Genomic DNA, 21,896 nt, shown 5'->3' with positions numbered 1-21,896 from the left:
TTTTAGGGACGCCCGCTGTACCAGTTGCCGAGGGCACGTAGCTCAGTTCGGACAGAGCGTCTGGCTTCTAACCAGACGGCCGGGGGTTCGAATCCCCTCGTGCCCGTGTAGCTTTTTGCGAGACGGGTTCCCGCAGCGAGCGGAGCGAGCGAGGAAACCCGTTGAAGTAAAAAGCTACGCTAAAAACCTCTGCGCTCGCTCCGCTCGCGCAGTGAATCGCGGCTTCGGCCGCGAACGCTGTCCGCTTCCGCACAACACGACCAATACCGGCACGCGAGTGAAGAGCCAGCGACTACGCAAAGGGGCGAAGCCGGACCGGGCCCGTCCTACATCAACTGCTTGACTTCCTCGAAGTCAGTGCGGCAGAACGGGCAGCGGTAGCTCGTCTCGAAGCCAGTGGTCTGGGCGACGGTTCGCGTTTCGAGTTCGTGCATCGCGATGCCACGACCACAGTCCGGGCAATCGAGCTTGGGCACGTGACAGTCGTACACACGCCACTGACTTAAATTACCGCTTGTCAAGTGATACCATAACAAGGTCGGAGAGCGCCGCTACAGCGATGGAACACCGGATTCGGCCGAATTCGCGCCGAACAGTCGTAGTAAACCCTTTGTGGCAGATTTCCGCGGGTGAGAACCGTGTACGACAATCACCACGGCTCTACAGGTTTCGGACGTACGGCGAGAACTGCACTACGGCGCGACGAAGTCGGGCCGCGCTACTGTTCGCTGCTGACGGCGCTCACGTTTTCGAGGGGGTTCACTTCGCTCCCCGCTCGCTCCGAACCGCGCTACCCCTCGAACCCGTCCTCGAACACGAACGTGCCGTCGCGCTGGACGACCTCGCCGTCAACCTCGATGAACGAGTCCTCGCTCATGTCCACGATCATGTCGACGTGCTTCGCGGAGTCGTTCTGCTCGACGCCCTCGCCGACCGTCGCGGGGTACGCACGGCCCAGCGCCATGTGGACGGTGTCGCCCATCTTCTCGTCGAACAGCATGTTGTACGTGAAGCGGTCGATGTCGCGGTTCATCCCGATGCCCAGTTCGCCGAGACGGTTCGAGCCCTCGTCGGTGGTGAGGATGCCCTCGAGGACCGCCTCGTTCTGCTCGGCGGAGAAGTCGACGACCTCGCCGCCCTCGAACTTCAGCCACGCGCCCTGGACCTCGCGGGCCTGGTGGTAGACCGGCTTGTCGAAGAGCACCTCGCCCTCGACGCTGTCGGGGACGGGCGCGGTGAACACCTCGCCCGCGGGGATGTTGTTCGACCCGCAGTCGTTGAGCGTGATCATGTCCTTCACGCTCATCGTGACGTCCGTCTCCTCACCCGAGACGATGTGGACCTCGTCGGCGGGGTCGAGGATCTCGACCATCTGCTCCTGGTGGGCCTCGACGGCGTCCCAGTCCTTGTTGACGGCGCTCCAGACGAAGTCCTCGTAGGCCTCCGTGGACATGCCCGCGAGCTGGGCGTCGGCGGGCGCGGGGTGCTGCGTGAGACACCACTTCGTCTCGAGGCGGGCGTTCAACACCTCGCGGTACGCGCGACCGTAGGCCGCGCCCTTCTCCGTGCTGACGTCGCTCTGCTCGGTGACGTTCTCGTGGGGGCGGGCGACGACGGCCGCGTCCGCGTGCTCGAACAGCTTCAGCAGGTGTTCCGGTGCGGTGAGGTCGTCCTCGTCTACTGCCCGGAGGTACGCGCGGGCCGCGCGGTCGGTGCCGATGCCGCGGTCACCGCGGGCGACCATCATCGGGTTCGCGCCGACCTCGCCGATCTGCTCGTACAGCGCGACGGCGAGGTCTTCGGCCACCGGCGGCATGCTCACGACGACGTTCTCGTCGGGTTGCAGGTCGATGGCTCGGTCGACGATGATCTCCGCGTGCCTCCGAATCCGGGGATCCATGGAGTACAGTGGCAGAACGGTTCTGAAGGGTTTTTCGGAACAGTACATGTCACAGACAGGAAAAGAGCTGCCGCGACGGTCCCACTTTTGTCCCTCCAGTGCGCAGAGAGTGGCGTGATAGACCTCCGCAGCGACACGGTGACGACGCCCAGCGAACGGATGCGGCAGGCCGCGGCGGACGCCGACGTGGGCGACGACGTCTACGGCGAGGACCCGACCGTCAACGAACTCGAGGCGCGCGCCGCCGACGCCGTCGGGATGGACGCCGCACTGTACGTCCCCACGGGGACGATGGGCAACCAGATCGCCGCGCGCGTCCACACCGAGCGCGGCCAGGAGGCACTCGTCGAGCACGAGAGCCACGTCTACAAGTACGAACTCGGCGGGTTCGCCCAGCACTCCCAGCTACAGGTACGGACGTACGACGGCGGCGCGAACGGCTGTCCGACCCCCGAGCAGGTCCGCGAGGGCTACGTCGAGGAGGAACTCCACCGGCCGGGCACCGGGCTGCTCTGCCTGGAGAACACGCACAACGCGAAGGGTGGCGTCGCGGTCCCGGGCGAGGAACTCGCGGCCGCCGCCGACGCCGCCCACGACCTCGACCTCCCCGTCCACGTCGACGGTGCGCGCGTGTTCAACGCCGCCACCGCACTCGACGTCGACCCCGCGGAACTCCTCGCGCCGGCAGACTCGGTGATGTTCTGCCTCTCGAAGGGGCTGGGCGCACCCGTCGGCTCGATGCTCGCCGGGAGCGAGGCGTTCGTTGAGCGCGCTCGCCGCACGCGGAAACTGATGGGCGGCGGGATGCGACAGGCGGGAGTCATCGCGGCGCCGGGGCTGCTCGCACTGGAGAACCGCGACCGACTCGACGTCGACCACGAGAACGCGCGCCGACTGGCCGCCGACCTCGACGCCGTCGAGGGGCTGTCCGTCCCCACCCCAGACTCGAACATCGTGCTCGTCGACACCACGGAGACGGGGCTCACCGCGGCCGAGTTCATCGAACGCTGCGAGGACGAGGGCGTGCAGGGCTCGGAGTTCGGCGAGTACACGGTGCGGTTCTGTACCCACCTCGACGTGAGCGAGTCGGACGTTGCCGACGCCGTCGCGGCCGTCGAGCGCGCCTGCTAGCGTTTCCCCTGGTCCATGCCCTCCTTGAACCCGGTGAACGTCCGCCGGATAAACATGAACATGAAGAACACGAACAGCAGCACTGCGGCCGCGAGGGCGTAGAACACGGGGCCGAACTCCACCATACGTTGAGGTCCCGCCCCGAGACAATAGGGGTTTCGCCGGCGCGTCGCCGAAGGTTCGCCCGCCTGTCAAGACAAAACTCATTGTACTCCACCTCAAAGGGGTGGTCATGTCCGGCCTGCTGCCCTCCCGTTCGGAGACGGCCGACCCCGAGGGCGAACCCCGCGTGGTCGGTGTCGACTCCGACGACGCAGACCGATTGTTGTCGGCGCTCTCCTCCGGGACGGCCCGGAGTCTCTACGCCGCCCTCCACGACCGCCCCGCCACGCCGTCGGAGCTCGTCGAGGACGTCGACACGTCGCTCCAGAACGCCCAGTACCACCTCCAGAACCTCCAGGAGGCCGACCTCATCGAGGAGTGCGACACGCGCTACTCCGCGAAGGGCCGCGAGATGAGCGTCTACGCTCCCTGCGACGCCCCCGTCGTCCTGTTCGCCGGCAGCGAGGAGGAGGGCGAGAACGTCCAGACGGCGCTCACAAGCCTGCTCGGCGGCGTCGGCGTGCTCGGCGTCGCGAGCCTGCTCGTCCAGCGCCTGTTCGGGAGCGGGCTGTCGGCTCCCGGGACCGAGACGGGCGACGCGGGCGGTGCGGCGCAGACGACCAGCACCGTCTCGGGGTTCGTCGCGGAGAACCAGGAACCCGCGCGCACCGCGGCCGACGCGGCGAGCCAGGGGGCGGCGGCGCTCCCGGTCGGGCTCACGTTCTTCCTCGGCGGCCTGCTCGTGTTCTCCCTCGTCGCCGTCGCGTGGTTCTACCGTAGCTAAAACAGTTTTTTGAGTGTACGTCGCCTACTTGACACCCTGTTGCGTACTGTGGGGTACAGGCCGACCCGGCCTGCCAGCCCCCGCTGGCGCTACCCGCCCTCCACACGGAACTCTCGTAACACGGACCCATCGCGACTCCGAATCTCGCCACGTACGCCACGCTTCACGGGGTACAACTCGGCGTGTGCCGCCGGATTGCCGCGCGGGTCCGCGTGACTCCCAGGATTCAACAGCGTCGCGTCGGGCGTCTCGGTCACTGCCGGTCGGTGCGTGTGCCCGGACACGACGAGGTCGGCGCCGCGCTCCCGGCCGAACAGCCCCAGTGCGGTTGCGCCACCGCGCTGCCGGTGTGTCACCGCGACCGTCAGCCCACCTGCGGCGAGCGTCCGGGTGGCCGGCAGACGGTCCTGGACGGTCGGGTCGTCGGCGTTCCCGTGGACCGCGAGCAGGCGCTCGCTCGCCTCGTGGAACGCGTCGAGGGCCCGTTCGGTGGTGAAGTCACCCGCGTGGACCACGAGGTCCGCCTCGCGCACCGCCTCGCGCGCTCGGCCGGCGAGTGCGTGCCCGTCCCGGCTGTGCGTGTCCGACAACACGGCGATCATGAATCGGGCTACGACCCAGCGACCCGAGAGTGTTACGAGCGTCCGCTCGCCACCGGACAGGGGCTACTACTTAGTGTCGTCCGGCCGAACCGCGGACAATGGCCGGCAGCAAGTCCGTCGTTATCGCCGCACTGTTCGCCAACGGGGCTATCGCGGTGCTGAAGTTCCTCGGGTTTCTCGTGACCCAGAGCCCCGCGATGCTCTCGGAGACGTACCACTCCATCTCGGACACCGGCAACCAGGTGTTCCTGCTCATCGGACTGCGGTACGGCGAGCGGAGCGCGACCCGCTCGCACCCGTTCGGGTTCGGGAAGGCGCAGTTCTTCTACTCCTTCCTCGTCAGCGTGATGCTGTTCGGAATTGCGGGCTGGGAGTCGGCGAAACACGGCTACGACGCGCTCACGGGCCACGGCCGGGTGCTCTCGCGACAGGCGGAACTGCTCGGCTACCAGTTCCCCGGCGTGTGGGTGAACTACTCGGTCCTCATGGGCGGTGTCGCCTTCGAGACGTACGCGTTCAAGAAGGCCTACGAGGAGATGAAACGCCAGATGGACGAGCACGGCTGGGGGAGTTTCCGGCAGGCGTTCCGGCGCACGAGCGACACCACGACGTTGACCGCGCTCACGGAGGACACCGTCGCCCTCCTCGGCCTGCTGCTGGCGCTCGTGGGCATCTTCCTCACCGAGCAGACCGGGAACCACGTCTACGACGCCGCGGCGGCGCTGGCCATCGGCGTCCTGCTGATGTTCTTCGCGGTGGCGCTCGCGTGGGAGAACAAGCGTCTGTTGCTCGGCGAGAGCATCGCGGAGGGGGAGGAGGACAGACTCCGGACGGTCGTAGGGGACTTCGACGGCGTCCAGTCCCTCGTCGACCTGCGGACCGTCTTCTTCGGACCCAACGACATCGTGGTGACCGCAGACGTCGAGTTCGTCCACGGCCTCGAGACCCGGGAGATGGAGGACACCATCACGGCGCTCAAGGACGCGCTCAAGGCGGCGAACCCCAGCATCACGAAGGTGTACGTCGAACCGGAAGACGGGCGCTGAGCGCCCGGGCGTCCGGCCGGTCGTGACGCCCGGTGCGTCGAGGCGGACGTTTATACGCCGTGCCGACCAACCCGGCCCTATCGTGGCCGCGAGCGACCCACCCGAGGAGTACATGCAGTTCTTCCCGAAGCCCTCGCCGTACGACAACCAGCGGGCGGCGATGGACGAGATCCGGGACGCCCTCGACACCGGCCGGGACGTGCTGTTCGAGGGGGCCTGCGGGACGGGAAAGACGCTCGCGGCACTCGCGCCGGCGCTCGCACACGCCCGCGAGACCGACAAGACGGTGGTCATCACGACGAACGTCCACCAGCAGATGCGCCAGTTCGTCCGGGAGGCCCGGGAGATCCACGACGCCGAACCCATCCGGGCCGTCGTGTTCAAGGGGAAGGGGTCGATGTGCCACATCGACGTCGACTACGAGGAGTGCCAGGTGCTCCGGGACAACACCCACGAACTCGTCGACACCGAACGCGACAAGCGCCAGCTAGAGGAGCGCCAGCAGGCGCTCCTGGAGGAGAGCCAGGGCGGCGACGCCGACGCGGCCGACGCCCGCCAGGCGGTCCTCGACGAACTCGAGTCCGTGGAGGCGGACCTCGAGGACCTCCGCGAGGGGAACGTCTGCGAGCGCTACTACGAGAACCTCGCGGGCGACAACGACGAGTTCTACGGCTGGCTGTACGACGACGTCCGGACGCCCGAGGACATCTACGACTACGCCGAGGAGGCCGGCCTCTGCGGCTACGAGCTGTTGAAGGACGGGATGGAGGGCGTCGACCTCGCGGTCTGCAACTACCACCACCTGCTCGACCCCGGCATCCGCGCACAGTTCTTCCGCTGGCTGGGCCGGGACCCCGAGGACGTCGTGGTGGTGTTCGACGAGGCCCACAACATCGAGGACGCCGCCCGCGACCACGCGGCCAGGACGCTCACCGAGAACAGCCTCGACAGCGCGCTCTCGGAACTGGAGGAGGTGAACCAGGACCGCGCTGCCGCGGCCGAGCGCATCGTCTCGGCGTTCCGCGACGCGCTCGTCGAGACGTACGAGGAGTCGTTCGGACCGGGCGGCGCCGGACCGCCCCGCGCGAAGTCCGAGGTCGGGCCGAACTGGGAGGACGTCCCGGTCGCCAACGAGCACCGGCGGGACGACCTGACGCTGGCGTTCCTCCAGCAGTACACCGGTCCGGGCATCCACGAGGACGTCGACGACGCGCTCGCACTCGGCGAGTACCTGAAAGAGGAGTACGAGGAGGCATACCGGAACGGCGAGACCACCACGCGGCGGGAGTGCTTCGTCCTGCAGGCGGCGGAGTTCGTCGAGACGTACGTCGAGGACGGCGACGAACTCGGCCAGTACCCGACCGCGGCGGTGCGCCGCGACGAGGGCACCGAGGAGGTGTACGGCCGCGCGGAGCTGTACACCTGCATCCCGCGGGAGGTGACGACGGACCTCTTCGACGCGGTCCACGCGAGCGTGCTGATGAGCGCGACGCTCCGGCCGTTCGATGTCGTCGGTGACGTCCTCGGCCTCGAGGACCCCGTGGAGATGGCGTTCGGCCTCCAGTTCCCCGCGGAGCGTCGCCGCACGTTCGCCGTCGACACCGAGCCACTGTTCGCCTCGAAGCGCGACGACCGCGGCGTCCAGCGAGAGGTCGCCGACGTCCTCCGGGACGCGGTGCGGTTCACGCCCGGGAACTGCCTGTTCTTCTTCCCGAGTTACGCGGAAGCAGAGCGCTACCACGACCTGTTGTCCGACGTGGAGGCTGCCAGATACCTCGACGAACCCGGCGTCGCCGCCGAGGACCTCAGACAGTCGTTCGTCGCCGACCGGAACGGCGCGCTGTTCACCTCGCTGTGGGGGACGCTCGCGGAGGGCGTGAGCTTCGACGCCGATGACGCCCGCACGGTCGCCGTCGTCGGCGTCCCCTACCCACACCTCGACGCCCGCGCGGAGGCCGTCCAGGACGCCTACGACCGCGCGTTCGGCGACCGCGAGGGCGCGCGGCGCACCGAGGACCCCGGCTGGCGGTACGCCGTCGAGATCCCGACCGTCCGCAAGACCCGGCAGGCCATCGGGCGCGTCATCCGGTCGCCCGAGGACTTCGGCGTCCGGATGCTGGTCGACCGCCGGTACACGTCCGGCAGCCGGACGGAGATGCGCAAGTACAGCGTCAACCCGACGTTCCCACCCGAGGACCGCCAGGAACTCGTCGACATCGACCCCGAGAAACTGCGGTTCTCGATGCTCAACTTCTACGGCGACCTGGACGCCTACGACGGCGACCCGCCCAGTCCGTGAATCGTCTGTATCAGGTTCGTTAGTTGGTCGTCAGAACACCACCTCGAAAGCCCCGGCCAGGTACGGTCGCGCGGCTCGCTGTGCTTCCCGTACCTGGCCGCCCCATTCAGTCCTCCCGTTGGCCAGTTAGGTAGCCGGTACCGGGCAGGACTGAAAGGGGCGGGCCGGTCGACTGCTCCCGGGCGAAGGAAGCACCGCAGCGACCACCGGGAGCGAGGAGCACAGCGAGCCCCGGAGCATCGAGCGGGCCGGGGCTTTCGAGATATGACCATTGTCTCCGACCGCAAGAACAGCACACAGCCACCTACGCAGGCAACGAAATCGAATCCACGCGCTCGCCGTGGCGGGCGTCGTACAGTTCGAGTTCCTCGATGGTCCACGTGACCGGGCCGACCTCCCGTCCGCGGACGTTCTCGACGGCGCGGCGGCCCCGGAAGCCGTCGGCGTCGCGGGCGAGCGTGACGTGAGGGTCGTAGTCGTCGCCGCCCTCCAGTATCGGGACGGGTTCGAACACCTCGCAGAGGCGGGCGTGGAGCTCGTGGATGCCGGGGCTCTCGACGGCGAGGTAGACGACGGGACTCGACCCGTTCGGCGGGTCGTCGAACGTGTCGACCTCGGAGACGCGGGCTTCGACGGCGGGCGCGCCCCGGAGCGCGTCCTTCGCGGTCTGCCAGGCGGTCCGGAGTTCCTTCCGGTCGTCGGCGGGGACGCGCTTCAGGAGGAGGGTGCGCTCGTGCCACTCGCGGACGCGGGCGAACGCCGAGAGCGCCGGACGGAGGTCGTCGGCGAGCTCGTTCACCGCCGGGGGAACCGGCGCGTTCACGCTGTACACGCTGTCCAGTCGGGACCGGAGCGTGAAAGCGCTGACGTTAGATGCGGTCGAGCAGCCACAGCACGATGAGCACGACGAGCACGATACCGATCACCGGCTGGAAGACTTCGAAGATGGTCGCCAGCGTGCCCAGAATCGCCTCGACGATCTCGAGGACGAGCCACACGACGACGAGCAGGAGGACGATCTTGAGCAGGCTGTCGGTGTCCAGTGCAGCCCGGGAACGTGTCATGGCCGACCGTTGCAAGACGACGCCCATGAGCATTCTGGCCGTTCGCGGCAAGCGTCGGGCGGAGAGCAACGCTTAAGCCCGCGGGACCAGTTCGGTAGCGTACAATGACGTCGCCGGCTCCCAGCACGGGCACTCCCGCCGGGAGCCGCGCGGCCGCCGCTCGACGCACGCCGCGACGACCGGGGTCCCCCTGACCCCACTACAGTTCTCCCCCAGTTCTCGGTCGGTTGCACCAGCGTTCGAGCGTCGCGGTAATCACATCACATGACAGGACAGAAAGTCGCGCTCGCCTTCTCGGGTGGGCTCGACACGACGGTCTGCGTACCGCTGTTGAAAGAGGAGTACGGTTACGACGAGGTCATCGGCGTCACGGTTGACGTCGGCCAGCCCGACTCGGAGTTCGCGGAGGCCCACGAGACGGCCGACGCGCTCGGCGTCGAGCACTTCGTCGTCGACGCGAACGCCGAGTTCGCCGAGCGCTGCTTCGACGCGGTGAAGGCGAACGCGACCTACCAGGGCTACCCGCTCGGGACGGCGCTCGCGCGCCCGGTCATCGCCGAGGCGATCCTGGCGGTCGCCGAGGAAGAGGGCTGTGCGGCGGTCGCCCACGGCTGCACCGGGAAGGGCAACGACCAGTTGCGCTTCGAGGCGGTGTGGCGCGCGAGCGACCTGGAGGTGCTCGCACCGGTCCGCGAACTCGGCCTCACGCGCGAGTGGGAGATCGAGTACGCCGCGGAGAAGGGCCTCCCCGTGGAGGCCGGCAACGACGGCGAGTGGAGCATCGACACGAACCTCTGGAGTCGCTCCGTCGAGGGCGGCGACCTGGAGGACCCGGGCTACCAGCCGACTGGGGACATCTACGACTGGACGGACGCCCCGACGGGCGACACCGAGACCGTGGAGATTGGCTTCCAGAACGGCGTCCCCGTCTCCGTGAACGGCGACGAGATGGATCCGGTTCCCCTGATCGAGTACCTCAACGACCTCGCCGGGAGCTACGGCGTGGGTCGCACGGACCTGATGGAGGACCGCATGCTCGGCCTGAAGGTGCGCGAGAACTACGAACACCCCGCAGCGACCACGCTGCTGGCCGCCCACGAGGCCCTTGAGGGGCTCGTGCTCACGAAGGACGAACGCGACTTCAAACAGCAGGTCGACCAGCAGTGGGCCCAGAAGGCCTACGAGGGGCTCGCCGACCACCCGCTCGTCGCGGCGCTCGACGCGTTCGTCGACGAGACCCAGCAGAAGGTGACGGGCACGGTGACGGTGAAGTTCGAGGGCGGGCAGGCCCGCCCGGTCGCCCGCGAGAGCGAGCACGCGGTCTACTCCGCGGACGCCGCCTCCTTCGACACGGAGACGGTGGCCGGCATCGCCCAGGAGGACGCGACGGGCGTCGCGAAGTACCACGGCTTCCAGTCCCGCCTCGCGAACGCGAGCAAGCCCGAACTGAAGCCGGACGGTGGCGACAACGAGGAGAGCGACGAATGAGCGAGGAGGACGACGGCACGGTGGTGCGCCGCGACCGCTTCAGCGGCGGCCCCGCGCGGTCGTTCCTCTCCTCGCTCGACGGCGACGCGCGCATCTTCGCCGCGGACCTCGCGGTGGACCGCGCGCACGTCGTGATGCTCGCCGAACAGGGAATCGTCGCGGACGACGAGGCGGCCAAGATTCTCGGGGCGCTTGACGACGTCGAGGCGGCGGGCTTCGACGCGCTCCCGGACGGCGAGGACGTCCACGAGGCCATCGAGACGGCCGTCGTCGAGCGCGTCGGGCGCGTCGGCGGGAAGATGCACACCGCACGCTCCCGCAACGACGAGGTCGCGGCCTGCATCCGCTACCGCCTGCGCGAGGACCTGCTGGCGGCGCTCGATTCGGTTCTCGCGCTCCGCGAGTCGCTGGCCGCGGTGGCCGAGGCGGAGGCCGAGACGGTGATGCCCGGCTACACGCACCTCCAGCCCGCCCAGCCGACGACCGTCGCGCACTGGGCGCTCTCCTACGAGGGGACGCTCGGCCGCGACGCGGCGCGCCTGCTGGACGCCTACGACCGCACGAACGAGTCGCCGCTCGGCGGTGCGGCGTTCGCGGGCACGACGTTCAACGTCGACCGCGAGCGCACCGCCGACCTCCTGGGCTTCGACGGCGTGGTGACGAACGCGACGGACGCGGCGGCGAGCCGTGACTTCCTGCTCGAATCCGTCGCGGCGCTGTCGTCGGTCGCGGTGACCTGCTCGGGCCTCGCGGAGGACCTCGTGTTCTTCGCGAACCGCGGGTTCGTCGACCTGGACGACGACTACGCGTCGACGTCCTCGATCATGCCCCAGAAGAAGAACCCGGACACTCTGGAACTCGTGCGCGCGACGGCGGGCGACGCCGTCGGCGCCTACCAGGCGCTCGCGACGACGCTGAAGGGGCTCCCGCGCGCGTACAACCGCGACCTGCAGCGCGCGACGGTACACGTGTGGCACGCGACCGACTTCGTCTCGGAGGCCACCGAGGTCGCCGCGGGCGCGGTCGCGACCGCCGACTGGCCCGCGGAGGCACTGGCAGACGCGGCGGGCGAGGACTTCTCGACGGCGACGGGCGTGGCCGACGCGCTCGCCGCCGCTGGACTGCCGTTCCGGACGGCGCACGAGATTGTTGCAGCGGCGTCTGAGACGGGCGCCGACCTCGACGCGGTGGACGCCGCCGCCCGCGAGGTCACCGGCGAGTCGCTGTCTGAACTCGTCGACCCCGAACTCGTGGCGGCGGCGCTCGACCCGGTGGAGAGTGTCGCACAGCGCGACTCGACGGGCGGTCCCGCTCCCGACGCGGTCCGCGACGCGCTCGCGAACGTACTCGGCGGCATCGAGGCCGACCAGACGGCCGTCGCGGAGCGCTGGGAGGCGCTGGAGGCGGCGACGGACGCACTCGACGCGGAGGTGGCGACGTATGCGTGAGGTCGCTGCCCAGCGTACCGCGGACGCAGTCGCCACCGCCGTCCGACGACCGCGACCGCCCCTCCGGGGCAATTACTATCAACTCTTTGAGCATGGTTCGGTTTCGGCTGTCCGCAATTCTTGCGCGTTCTCGCGTCGTTAGCCGGCGCTGTAGTTATTATAATCTCTTTGACAAGTTCGATTAGCTTAAGTACTACCGGGTGGAACGGTGAGTCGTAATGACTGCCTGCACCGAGTGCGGGGCCGACGTGGCCCTCCACGACGACGCGGAAGTTGGAGAGATCGTCGACTGTGGCACCTGTGGCACCGAACTGGAGGTCGTCGACGACGACCCTCTGACACTGGACAAAGCGCCCGAGCTCGCCGAAGACTGGGGGGAGTGAGTTGCAGTTCGGTCTGCTGTACTCGCGGATCCGCCAGGACGAGAAGCTCCTGCTGAACGAGCTCCGCGAGCGCGGCCACGACGTCGAGAAGGTGGACGTGCGCAAGCACGGCTTCGCCCTCGACGGCACCGACGCCCCGCTGGCGGACTGCGACGTCGTGGTCGACCGCTGTCTCGCGACGAGTCGCTCGACGTACCTCACGGAGTTCTGCGAGTCCTACGGCGTCCCCGTCGTGAACAGCGCCGAGACGGCCGCACTCTGCGCCGACAAGGCGAAGACGAGTCTCGCACTCGCGGACGCGGGCGTCCCCACGCCCGACACCACCGTCGCGTTCACCACCGACAGCGCGCTCGAAGCCATCGAGAGCTACGGCTACCCCTGCGTCCTCAAGCCCGTCGTGGGCTCGTGGGGCCGCCTCATGGCGAAAGTCGAGTCGCGGGCGGCCGCCGAGGCTATCCTCGAGCACAAGGCGACGCTGGGCCACTACGAGCACAGCGTCTTCTACGTCCAGGAGTTCGTCGAGAAGCCTGGCCGGGACATCCGCGTGGTCGCTACGGACGGCGAACCGCTCGCCGCGATGACCCGCTCGGACGACCACTGGCTGACGAACGCCGCGAAGGGCGCCCAGACCGACGACTTCGTCGTGAACGACGAGGTTGCCGAACTCGTGAAGACGGCGAGTGACGCGGTGGGTGGCGGACTGCTGGGAGTGGATCTCATGGAGACGGGCGACGGCTACACCGTCCACGAGGTCAACCACACCGTCGAGTTCAAGGCGCTGAACGAGGCGACGGACGTCGACGTCCCCGCCACTGTCGTGGACTGGCTGGAGACGAAGGCCGCCTCGCAGGTGGAGGTGACCGCCTAATGGCGACGACGACCGACGATTCGACCGACACGGCGACGGCGACCGCGACGGTCGTCGGCGCGAGCGGGTTCGCGGGCGGCGAACTGCTGCGCCTGCTCGCGGGCCACCCCGAGTTCGAGGTGACGCAGGCGACCAGCCGCGAGTACGCGAACAAGACGGTGGGCAGCGTCCACCCGAACCTGCGCGGCCTCGACCTCCGGTTCACGCAGCCGACGGACCTCGACTCCGTCGACGTGCTGTTCGCCGCGGCGCCCCACGGCATCGCGATGGCACACGTCGACGCGTGGCAGGACGCCGCCGACAACGTCGTCGACCTGAGCGCGGACTTCCGTCTCGAGACCGAGGCGCAGTACGACGAGTGGTACGACGGCCACAGCGCGCCCGAACACCTCGACGACTCCGTGTACGCGCTCCCCGAGATCTCCCGCGAGGAGCTCCCGGGCGCGGACCTGATCGCTGGCGGGGGCTGCAACGCCACGGCGACGATTCTGGGGCTGCTCCCGCTGCACGAGGCGGGCATCCTCGAGGACGCCCACGTCGTCGTCGACGTGAAGGTCGGTTCCTCGGAGGGCGGCGCCGGCGGCGGGGCGGCGTCCTCGCACGCCGAGCGCTCCGGCGTCGTTCGCCCGTACGCGCCGACCGGCCACCGCCACGAGGCGGAGATCGAACAGGAACTCGGCCTCTCGGTGTCGTTCACGGCGCACGCCGTCGACATGGTGCGCGGCGCGGCCGCAACCTGTCACGTGTTCCCAGAAGACGTTCCCTCGAAGGGCGACCTGTGGGGCGCGTACCGCGAGACGTACGACGACGAGCCGTTCGTCCGCACGGTCGCCGGGGGGAGCGGCGTCTACCGCTACCCCGAACCGAAGGTGGTCGCCGGCACGAACGACGCCGAGGTCGGCTTCGAACTGGACGCGGACAACGGCCGCATCGTCGCGTTCTCCGCCATCGACAACGTGGTCAAGGGGTCGGCCGGCCAGGCCGTCCACGCCGCGAACCTCGCGCTCGGTTTCGAGGAGACGGCGGGGCTGAACCAGCTCGGGATGCACCCGGTGGGGAGCCCGTGACTGTTGTCGTGAAAATCGGTGGCGCACGTGCCGTCGACCCCGCGGGCGCAGTCACGGACGTCGCGCACCTCACGGTGAACGACGAGGACGTGGTCGTCGTCCACGGCGGGTCGACGGCGGTCGACGACGCGCTCGACGACTTCGGGACGGAGCCGGAGTACGTCGAGTCGCCCTCGGGGATGACCGGCCGGTTCACGGACGCGGAGACGATGAACGTGTTCACGATGGCGATGGGGAAGGTGAACACCGACCTCGTCGCGGCCTTCGAGAACGCCGGCGTGCCCGCGGTGGGCCTCAACGGCGTCGACGGCAGCCTCCTGACGGGGCCGCGGAAGTCCGCGGTGAAGGTCGTCGAGGACGGCAAGAAGAAGATCCGTCGCGGCGACCACTCCGGGAAGATCGAGGCCGTGAACACGGACCTCCTGCAGACGCAACTGGACGCAGGCTACGTGCCCGTCGTCTCGGTGCCGATGCTCGCCGACGACGGGGTCGCAGTCAACGCGGACGCGGACCGCGCGGCCGCCGCCGTCGCCGGCGCGCTCGACGCGACGCTGGTCGTGCTGACGGACGTCGCGGGCGTCTACGAGGACCCCGAGGACCCGGACTCGCTCATCGAGGAGGTGTTGACGCCAGCGGACCTCGCGGCCGCCGAGGCGGCCGCCGAGGGGTTCATGTCGAAGAAGGTGCTCGCGGCGACGGAGGCACTGGAGAGCGGTGCGGAGTCGGTGGTCGTGGCGGACGCGAACAGCCGCGACCCCGTCGTGCGCGCACTCGACGGCGCGGGAACGCGCTTCGACCCGGAGGCAGTATGAGCGGCTTCGTCTTCGGCGAGAAACCCATCGAGATCGAGTCCGGCGACGGCGTCACCCTGTACGACAATGGTGGCACCGAGTACCTCGACTTCGGCGCCTCCTACGCCTGCGCGCCCGCCGGTCACTGCCACCCCGACGTGGTGTCGGCCGTCCAGGAGCAGGCCGCTGACCTGCTGTTCGTCCAGGGGTCGTACCCGACGCCGACGCGCACCGCGCTGTACGACCGCCTCGCCGAACTCGGGCCGGGGGACTGCTCGAACGTCTGGCTCTGCAACTCCGGCACGGAGGCCAACGAGGCGGCACTGAAGTTCGCCCGCCACGCCACCGGCCGCGAGAACGTCGTCGCCGCCAAGCGCGCGTTCCACGGCCGCACGCTCGGGTCGCTCGCGGCGACGTGGAAGCAGCAGTACAGGGACGGGTTCGCCGTGCCCGACCACGTGGAGTTCGTCGACTACGGCGACGCGGACGCACTCCGCGACGCGGTGGACGACGACACTGCGGCCGTCCTGCTCGAACCGATACAGGGCGAGGGCGGCGTCCACGCGGCGTCCGACGACTACCTGCAGGCCGCCCGCGAGGCCTGCGACGAGACGGGCGCGGCGCTCGTCTTCGACGAGATTCAGACCGGCCTCGGTCGCACGGGCGAGCTGTGGGCCTGCGAGCGCGCCGGCGTCGAACCCGACGTGCTCACCGTGGCGAAGGGCCTCGGCAGCGGCCTCCCCATCGGCGCGACGCTGTGTGCCGACTGGATAGCGGATGATTCGGGCGACCACGGCTCGACGTTCTCCGGCGGCCCCGTCCCGTGCGCCGCGGCGCTCGCCACCCTTGACGTCATCGAGGACGAGGAACTGGCGGCGAACGCGGCGGCGGTCGGCGAGCACCTCCAGGCGGAACTCGCGGACCTCCCGGTGCGCGACGTGCGCGGCGCCGGCCTGCTGGTCGGTGTCGAGGTGAAACGGGGGGCGACTCGTGCACTGCGGTCGCTCGCACTGGAACACGGGATTCTCGCGCTCCCCGCGGGCCGGACGGTAGTGCGCCTCTTACCGCCGCTGACAGTCGACGAGGTGGACGCCGACCGCGTGGTGGACGCGCTGGAGGCGACGCTGTGACGCCACGCGAACTCCTCCGGGACCTCGTCTCGACCCCCTCTGTTTCGGGTGCAGAGGGCGCGGCTGCGGGCGTTCTCGTGGACTACTTCGAGGACGCCGGGCGCGAGGCGTGGACCGACGACGCGGGCAACGTCCGCGCACCCGGCGACGACGCGGTCCTCCTGACGAGCCACGTCGACACCGTGCCGGGAGAGATAGCGGTGCGCGAAGAGGACGGCGAGCTGTGGGGCCGGGGCAGCGTCGACGCCACCGGCCCGCTCGCGGCGATGGCCGCGGCGAGCGTCGAGACCGGCGCGGCGTTCGCGGGCGTCGTCGAGGAGGAGACCACGTCGGCGGGCGCGCGCCACCTCGTCGAGACCCGCGACGAACCCGACGCCGTGGTGAACGGCGAACCCTCCGGCTGGGACGCCATCGCGCTGGGCTACCGCGGCCTCGTGCGGGGCACCTACGAGGTAGCGACGCCGAGCGGCCACTCCTCGCGCCCGGAGCCGAACGCCGTCCAGCGCGCCACCGCGTGGACCGAGCGCGTGCAGGCCGCTTTCGAGTCCGGAGACTCCGTCTTCGAGTCGGTGACGGTCAAACCCGTCACCTTCGACGGCGGGCTCTCCGCGGACGGGGAGCGCGTCGAGGCGACCGTGGCGGTGGAGTTCCGCCTGCCGCCCGGGACGACCGCGGGCGACGTCCAGGCGACCGTCGCGGACTGCACCGACCACGGGACGGTGACCTGGAACGAGGCGATTCCGCCGGTCGTCTCGAGCCCCCGGACGCCGGTCGCGGGCGCGCTCCGCGCCGGCATCCGGCAAGCGGGCGGCGAGCCCACGCACCTCCGGAAGACCGGGACGAGCGACGCGAACCACTACGCGGCGGCGTGGGACTGCCCCGTCGCCACGTACGGCCCCGGCGACTCCGCGCTCGACCACGCGCCCGACGAACGCATCGACCTCGCGGCCTTCGACCGCGGGGTCGCAGTACTGACGACGGCAGCCCAGAGATTATGCACTTCCTGAGAATCGACGACCTGACCCCCGAACAGCTAGCGAACGTCCTCGACGACGCGGCCGCGCTGAAGCGCGCGCAGGCCGACGGCATCCCCCACACCGCGCTCGCCGGCCGAACGCTCGCGATGCTGTTCGAGAAACCGTCGACGCGGACCCGGGTCAGCTTCGAGGTGGGGATGACCCAGCTCGGCGGCCACGCCGTCTTCCTCGGGGAGGACGACATCCAGCTCGGACGCGGCGAACCGGTCGCGGACACCGCGCAGGTGCTCGGCCGGTACGCGGACGCCGTGATGGCCCGCGTCTTCGACCACGACGACCTGGAGACGCTGGCCGCGAACTCCCGTGCGCCAGTGGTGAACGGGCTGACCGACGACGCCCACCCCGCCCAGACGCTCGCCGACCTGCTGACGCTCCGCGAGGTCGTCGGCGAGACGGGAACCGTCGCGTGGGTCGGCGACGCCAACAACGTCGCCGCGTCGTTCCTCGTCGGCGCGGCGATGATGGGCTACGACGTGCGCGCCGCCACCCCCGAGGGGTACCCGTTCGAGGAGTCGGTGCTCTCGCGCGCCGACTCGTACGGCGACGTCACCGTCGGCCACGACCCCGAGGCCGCGACAGCGGACGCCGACGTCGTCTACACGGACGTCTGGGTGAGCATGGGCGACGAGGACGAGCGCGCGAGCCGCCTCGACGCCTTCGAGGGGTTCCAGGTGGACGAGGCGCTGCTCGGCGACGCGGCGTTCATGCACTGCCTCCCCGCCCACCGCGGCGAGGAGGTGACCGCGGGCGTCATCGACGGCTCGAACTCCGTCGTCTGGCAGCAGGCCGAGAACCGCCTGCACGCCCAGAAGGCGCTGCTCGTCGAACTCGTCGACTGAACGGCGCCTACTCCGTGACGCCGGCGTAGACGACGCCCAGGACGACCCCGTAGACGACGTGACCGACGAGGCTCTGTGGGTTCACGTTCGGGACGGCTGGCGCAGCGCCGAAGCCGACCGCCTGGAGCCACACCGGCATCACGACGGCCGCGAACACTGCCCACAGGACGACCCCGTAGACGGCGCCCACGAGCGTGGTTCGACCGAGGTCGTGGATCCCACCCGCGGTCGCGAGCGCCGCGAACACGACGCCGAACACCGCGCTGTGACCGACGTGGAGCACCCAGCCCGCGGTGCCACCGGAGAGACCGTAGAGGGCCGGAATCGCGTTCTCTATCACCGGCGTCATCATCACCGTCATCATCACCCCGAAGGCGATGCCCCCGACGACGCCCGCGAGGACGCCGCGTACCCAGTTCGGCCAGTTCGTTGCGACCGCCGTGGCGCCTGCTGTCTTCGTTGCCATACGGTAACACACGACTATCCCCGATAAACCGCTACTGCGGGCGTGTACGCCGGATGCACACCCGAGGCAGGGTTTACAGTGGTCCTCGTCGAACAGTTCAGTATGTCCGACGAGCCGACCCTGCGAGCGCTGATGCTCGTCGAGGAACCGGAGTTCGGCGACATCCTCCAGTGCGTCTTCGGCCTCCACGAGCGGGACGTCGAGACCTACCTCGCGTTGCGCGCGACGGGTGAGGCGAGCGCGGGCGAACTCGCCGACGGCCTGGACCGCGACCGCTCGACGGTCGCGCGAGCGCTCATCCGACTCCACGAGAAGGACATCGCGGAGCGACACAGGGTGATCCTCGACCACGGCGGCGAGATGTTCTGTTACGAGGCGGTCCCGCTGCCGGAGTTGCGGTCCCGGATGCACGAGGAACTCGGCGCCTGGGCGGACTACGTCCACGGGCGCATCGAGGCGTTCGAAGCGGACGACACCGTCGCCCGGTAGTGTCGACTGCGTCGTCCGAGAATCGCCGGACTGTCGTTGCCTCGGGGGGTAAGCATATGTGACGTGGTCCCATCCCCCTAGGGGCATCGCCATGAAACCGTGCCACAACTGTCAGGCGGTCATCGACGAGTACACCCTGGACAAACAACTCGAACCCCTGCGCGACCTCACAGTCGACGACTTCCACCTCTGTAGCGACTGTGTGACCGTCGAACCCGACGCGTGCGTGGAGTGTGGCGGCGCGGTGTACGTCCCCCGGAACGTCTCGTTCACGCCCGACTACTGCCCGGCCTGCCGCTCGGACCTGATCGAACACACGGGCGACGACCCCGGCTGGACCTGCGACGCGGTCTCTCACTGAGCGACGACCCCCAATTTTTTCGCGTCGACCCGACAGCCAGTAGCTGGCAAAACCCGCACCACCCGGCCCGTATTTGTGTGTCCACCTCCGAGACGTGACCATGACCGACCTCTCGCTGGGCGGCGACGCGCCGGCCGTCGCCGACGACGGCGTCTGGCTCGCGTGCGTGGAGTGTGGCGCGACGCTCGCGCCGTTCGACGACGTAGTGTACCGCTGTCCCGACTGCGACGGCCTCCTCGAGGCGCGGTACGCCCACTACCCGACGTTCGACGAGTTCGAGGGCGCGGGCGTCTGGCGCTACCGCGCGGCGCTCCCCTTCGAGACGGGCGTCTCCATCTCCGAGGGGAACACGCCGCTGTACGAGGTGCCGAAGATCGCGGAGCGGGCGGACGTGGCGGACCTCCGCGTGAAACACGAGGGGATGAACCCGACGGGGAGTTTCAAGGATCGCGGGATGACCGTCGGCGTCCGCGTCGCCGACGAACTCGGCGTCGGGCGACTCGCCTGCGCCTCCACGGGGAACACGAGCGCGGCGCTGGCGGCCTACGGCGCGCGAGCCGACACCCCGGTGCTCGTGCTCCTGCCCGCCGGGAAGGTGGCGGCCGGGAAGGTCGCGCAGGCGGCGCTCCACGGCGCACGCATCTGCGAGGTGGACGGCAACTTCGACGACTGCCTCGACGTCGTCGCCGAACTCGCGGACCGAGGGGAGGCGTACCTGCTGAACTCGCTGAACCCGTTCCGCCTCGAAGGCCAGAAGACCATCGGCCTCGAGATTCTCGAACAGTCGCGGGACGCGACCGGCGAGTGGCCTGACCGCGTCGTCCTCCCCGTCGGGAACGCGGGGAACACGGCGGCGCTGTACAAGTGTTTCCGCGAACTCGTCGCGGCGGGCGAGATGAGCGAGGCGGAGATGCCGAAACTGACGGGCGTGCAGGCCGCGGGCGCCGCGCCGATGGTCGAGGCCGTCGAGGCCGGCAGCGACCACGTCGAGCGCTGGGACGACGTGGAGACGCGGGCGACCGCCATCCGCATCGGCAACCCGGTGAACGCGCCGAAGGCGCTCCCCGGCATCTACGAGACGGGCGGCACGGCGGTCGCCGTCTCCGACGAGGAGATTACGGAGGCCCAACGGATGCTCGCCGAGGACGGCGTGGGCGTCGAGCCGGCGTCCGCGGCGAGCGTCGCGGGCCTGCTGGCGCTCCGCGAGCGCGGCGAGGTCGACGCCGACGAGCGGGTCGTCTGCCTCACCACGGGCCACCTGCTGAAGGACCCGGACGCGGCGGCCGCCGCGGGCGGCGACCCGACGCCTGTGCCAGCCGACGCCGACGGCGTCCTCGACGCGCTCTGAGCTCACGCGCTAGGTGGTCGCGGCGACCAGACCCGCGCAGACGAGGAGGGCGGCGACCAGTCCCCAGAACGCGAGTCGGTAGTCCGCGAGCGTGGCGACGGTACCGACGTACGTCGGGCCGAGCGCCCCGAGACCGATGTAGACGGTGCGCATCGCGCCCAGGTCGCCGCCCGCGGAGTCCGCGGGGAACGAGTCCATCAGGTACGACTGCATCACCGGCGGGAACGACATCAGCCCCGCGGCGAACGCGACGACGGCGATGACGGCGAACAGCGGCTGCTGGGCGAGCACGACGGCCGCCAGCGACGCCGCGCCGAGCAGGAGACTGGAGACGGTGAGCGTGCGCCGCGGGACGTAGTCCGAGAGCGTTCCGGCGGTCGGTTTGACGACTGCACCGACGGCGAACAGCGCCGCGAACGCCGCGCTACCGACGCCCTGCCCGAACCCCTTGCCGGTGTTGAGGAACGTCGGGAGGAACGCCGCGGTGGCCTGCCACGTGAACGCGTAGAGCGCGTAGGCGACGAGGAGGCCGCGGAACCGCGGCGTGCCGAACAGGCGCCCGAGCGTCTGCCGGACGTCCAGCGCGCGTCGCTCGAAGACGTACTCCTCGCGGCTCCAGGTGTGCAGCGAGGCGAGGACGACGAGGGCGACGGCGACGACGGGGACGAACGCGGCGCGCCACGTCGCCACCGCGAGTACGGTCGCACCGAGTCCCGCGGCCGCGACGCCGCCGAGGTCGCCGGAGGCCGTGTGGAGGCCGAACGCGCGGCCCTGCTTCTCGGAGTAGAGGTCGGAGACGAGCGCACGGGCGGCGGTCGGGTAGAGCCCCGCACCGAGACCGACGACCGCCGCACCCAGCAGGAAGAAGGCGTAGGAGGGCGCGGCGGCGAGCGCGGTGAACCCGACGGCGACGAGCGCGAGGCCGGTCGTGAGCAGCGTCTTCCGGGAGAGCGCATCCGAGAGGCGGCCGCTCGGGTACTGGAGGAGCGCGTACAGTCCCCACAGCAGGCTGAACGCGACACCGGCCTGGGCGTCGGAGATCTGGAGGTCGGCGGTCACCTGCGGGAGCATCGGCGACAGCACGAGCCGGCCCGCCTGGATCGCCAGCCAGCCCACGGACGCCCCGACGAGCAACCGGCCGGCGTAGCCGGTCACGAGGCGCTCCTCGGTCGTGCGCTCGGTCACTGTCGGAGGGACGGGGAGCGCGTATTTCAGCGGCGGGGTTTCGGTCGGCACCGGGGTTTTAAGCGGTC

The 21,896-nt window shown here is 69.8% G+C and carries 23 protein-coding genes and 1 tRNA gene; 17 read left to right on the top strand and 7 right to left on the bottom strand.

Annotated features, from left to right (window positions below; translation table 11 throughout):
• Window positions 1-31 precede the first annotated feature (31 nt).
• A tRNA-Arg gene (locus tag LT965_RS07340) sits at window positions 32-106 on the top strand.
• Window positions 107-790: 684 nt separating this feature from the next.
• On the opposite strand, the gene LT965_RS07335 is transcribed toward LT965_RS07340, so the two are convergent.
• Window positions 791-1,900, bottom strand: a complete 1,110-nt coding sequence (locus LT965_RS07335) for an aminopeptidase (protein ID WP_232703368.1) — start codon at window positions 1,898-1,900, stop codon at window positions 791-793.
• 114 nt (window positions 1,901-2,014) lie between these two features.
• Between LT965_RS07335 and LT965_RS07330 the strand changes: the two genes are divergently transcribed.
• A complete protein-coding gene (locus LT965_RS07330; RefSeq protein ID WP_232703367.1) occupies window positions 2,015-3,031 on the top strand; it encodes a threonine aldolase family protein in 1,017 nt (338 codons plus the stop codon).
• On the opposite strand, the gene LT965_RS16575 is transcribed toward LT965_RS07330, so the two are convergent.
• Window positions 3,028-3,156, bottom strand: a complete 129-nt coding sequence (locus tag LT965_RS16575; RefSeq protein WP_269782717.1) for a DUF7859 family protein — start codon at window positions 3,154-3,156, stop codon at window positions 3,028-3,030. The genes LT965_RS07330 and LT965_RS16575 overlap by 4 nt on opposite strands.
• A gap of 107 nt (window positions 3,157-3,263) precedes the next feature.
• Here LT965_RS16575 and LT965_RS07325 point away from each other — a divergent pair, with 107 nt between their 5' ends.
• Window positions 3,264-3,917 carry an ArsR/SmtB family transcription factor gene (locus LT965_RS07325; RefSeq protein ID WP_232703366.1) on the top strand — a complete coding sequence of 218 codons (654 nt, stop codon included), beginning with the start codon at window positions 3,264-3,266 and terminating at the stop codon, window positions 3,915-3,917.
• An 89-nt stretch (window positions 3,918-4,006) separates the two neighbouring features.
• On the opposite strand, the gene LT965_RS07320 is transcribed toward LT965_RS07325, so the two are convergent.
• A complete protein-coding gene (locus LT965_RS07320; RefSeq protein WP_232703365.1) occupies window positions 4,007-4,519 on the bottom strand; it encodes a metallophosphoesterase in 513 nt (170 codons plus the stop codon).
• A 98-nt stretch (window positions 4,520-4,617) separates the two neighbouring features.
• Here LT965_RS07320 and LT965_RS07315 point away from each other — a divergent pair, with 98 nt between their 5' ends.
• On the top strand, window positions 4,618-5,565 hold the full coding sequence (locus LT965_RS07315) for a cation diffusion facilitator family transporter (protein WP_232703364.1): 948 nt from the start codon (window positions 4,618-4,620) through the stop codon (window positions 5,563-5,565).
• A 112-nt stretch (window positions 5,566-5,677) separates the two neighbouring features.
• Entirely contained in the window at window positions 5,678-7,864 is a 2,187-nt protein-coding gene (locus LT965_RS07310; protein WP_232703619.1) for an ATP-dependent DNA helicase, read from the top strand.
• 304 nt (window positions 7,865-8,168) lie between these two features.
• On the opposite strand, the gene LT965_RS07305 is transcribed toward LT965_RS07310, so the two are convergent.
• Window positions 8,169-8,696, bottom strand: coding sequence for a 2'-5' RNA ligase family protein (locus LT965_RS07305; protein ID WP_232703363.1), 528 nt, complete (start codon window positions 8,694-8,696; stop codon window positions 8,169-8,171).
• Window positions 8,697-8,733: 37 nt separating this feature from the next.
• Window positions 8,734-8,928, bottom strand: a complete 195-nt coding sequence (locus tag LT965_RS07300) for a DUF7554 family protein (RefSeq protein WP_232703362.1) — start codon at window positions 8,926-8,928, stop codon at window positions 8,734-8,736.
• 264 nt (window positions 8,929-9,192) lie between these two features.
• On the opposite strand from LT965_RS07300, the gene LT965_RS07295 reads away from it, so the two are divergent.
• From LT965_RS07295 to argF, 9 genes are all read left to right on the top strand, one after another.
• On the top strand, window positions 9,193-10,416 hold the full coding sequence (locus LT965_RS07295) for an argininosuccinate synthase (RefSeq protein ID WP_232703361.1): 1,224 nt from the start codon (window positions 9,193-9,195) through the stop codon (window positions 10,414-10,416).
• Complete coding sequence (gene argH / locus LT965_RS07290; protein ID WP_232703360.1) at window positions 10,413-11,864, top strand: argininosuccinate lyase; 1,452 nt, start codon at window positions 10,413-10,415, stop codon at window positions 11,862-11,864. Before LT965_RS07295 ends, argH begins: the two co-directional genes overlap by 4 nt.
• Window positions 11,865-12,082: 218 nt before the next feature.
• Window positions 12,083-12,247: a lysine biosynthesis protein LysW gene (lysW, locus tag LT965_RS07285; protein WP_232703359.1), complete on the top strand. Its 165-nt coding sequence runs from the start codon at window positions 12,083-12,085 to the stop codon at window positions 12,245-12,247.
• A gap of 1 nt (window position 12,248) precedes the next feature.
• On the top strand, window positions 12,249-13,115 hold the full coding sequence (gene lysX, locus LT965_RS07280; RefSeq protein ID WP_232703358.1) for a lysine biosynthesis protein LysX: 867 nt from the start codon (window positions 12,249-12,251) through the stop codon (window positions 13,113-13,115).
• On the top strand, window positions 13,115-14,182 hold the full coding sequence (gene argC, locus LT965_RS07275) for an N-acetyl-gamma-glutamyl-phosphate reductase (protein ID WP_232703357.1): 1,068 nt from the start codon (window positions 13,115-13,117) through the stop codon (window positions 14,180-14,182). Before lysX ends, argC begins: the two co-directional genes overlap by 1 nt.
• Window positions 14,179-14,994, top strand: a complete 816-nt coding sequence (locus LT965_RS07270; RefSeq protein WP_232703356.1) for an acetylglutamate/acetylaminoadipate kinase — start codon at window positions 14,179-14,181, stop codon at window positions 14,992-14,994. The genes argC and LT965_RS07270 overlap by 4 nt, the downstream gene beginning before the upstream one ends.
• The gene (locus LT965_RS07265; RefSeq protein WP_232703355.1) at window positions 14,991-16,103 is read left to right on the top strand and encodes an aspartate aminotransferase family protein; all 1,113 of its coding nucleotides are present in this window, start codon (window positions 14,991-14,993) and stop codon (window positions 16,101-16,103) included. Before LT965_RS07270 ends, LT965_RS07265 begins: the two co-directional genes overlap by 4 nt.
• Window positions 16,100-17,110, top strand: coding sequence for a [LysW]-lysine hydrolase (locus LT965_RS07260; RefSeq protein WP_232703354.1), 1,011 nt, complete (start codon window positions 16,100-16,102; stop codon window positions 17,108-17,110). Before LT965_RS07265 ends, LT965_RS07260 begins: the two co-directional genes overlap by 4 nt.
• Window positions 17,098-17,979, top strand: a complete 882-nt coding sequence (gene argF / locus LT965_RS07255) for an ornithine carbamoyltransferase (protein ID WP_232703353.1) — start codon at window positions 17,098-17,100, stop codon at window positions 17,977-17,979. The genes LT965_RS07260 and argF overlap by 13 nt, the downstream gene beginning before the upstream one ends.
• Before the next feature lie 7 nt (window positions 17,980-17,986).
• On the opposite strand, the gene LT965_RS07250 is transcribed toward argF, so the two are convergent.
• Complete coding sequence (locus LT965_RS07250; protein WP_232703352.1) at window positions 17,987-18,445, bottom strand: histidine kinase; 459 nt, start codon at window positions 18,443-18,445, stop codon at window positions 17,987-17,989.
• A 102-nt stretch (window positions 18,446-18,547) separates the two neighbouring features.
• On the opposite strand from LT965_RS07250, the gene LT965_RS07245 reads away from it, so the two are divergent.
• The 3 genes from LT965_RS07245 to thrC all read left to right on the top strand — a co-directional run bounded on the left by LT965_RS07245 (window position 18,548) and on the right by thrC (window position 20,643).
• A complete protein-coding gene (locus LT965_RS07245) occupies window positions 18,548-18,934 on the top strand; it encodes a helix-turn-helix domain-containing protein (RefSeq protein WP_232703351.1) in 387 nt (128 codons plus the stop codon).
• Window positions 18,935-19,025: 91 nt separating this feature from the next.
• Window positions 19,026-19,295, top strand: a complete 270-nt coding sequence (locus tag LT965_RS07240; RefSeq protein WP_232703350.1) for a DUF7571 family protein — start codon at window positions 19,026-19,028, stop codon at window positions 19,293-19,295.
• Window positions 19,296-19,395: 100 nt separating this feature from the next.
• Window positions 19,396-20,643, top strand: a complete 1,248-nt coding sequence (gene thrC, locus LT965_RS07235) for a threonine synthase (protein WP_232703349.1) — start codon at window positions 19,396-19,398, stop codon at window positions 20,641-20,643.
• 9 nt (window positions 20,644-20,652) lie between these two features.
• On the opposite strand, the gene LT965_RS07230 is transcribed toward thrC, so the two are convergent.
• Entirely contained in the window at window positions 20,653-21,828 is a 1,176-nt protein-coding gene (locus LT965_RS07230) for an MFS transporter (RefSeq protein ID WP_232703348.1), read from the bottom strand.
• Window positions 21,829-21,896: the final 68 nt, after the last annotated feature.

Origin of the sequence: Halobacterium wangiae (assembly GCF_021249345.1) — an archaeon.
Taxonomy (GTDB): Archaea; Halobacteriota; Halobacteria; order Halobacteriales; family Halobacteriaceae; genus Halobacterium; species Halobacterium wangiae.
The sequence above is the reverse complement of the archived record's forward strand: the minus strand, read 5'-3'. Positions and strand labels throughout refer to the sequence as shown.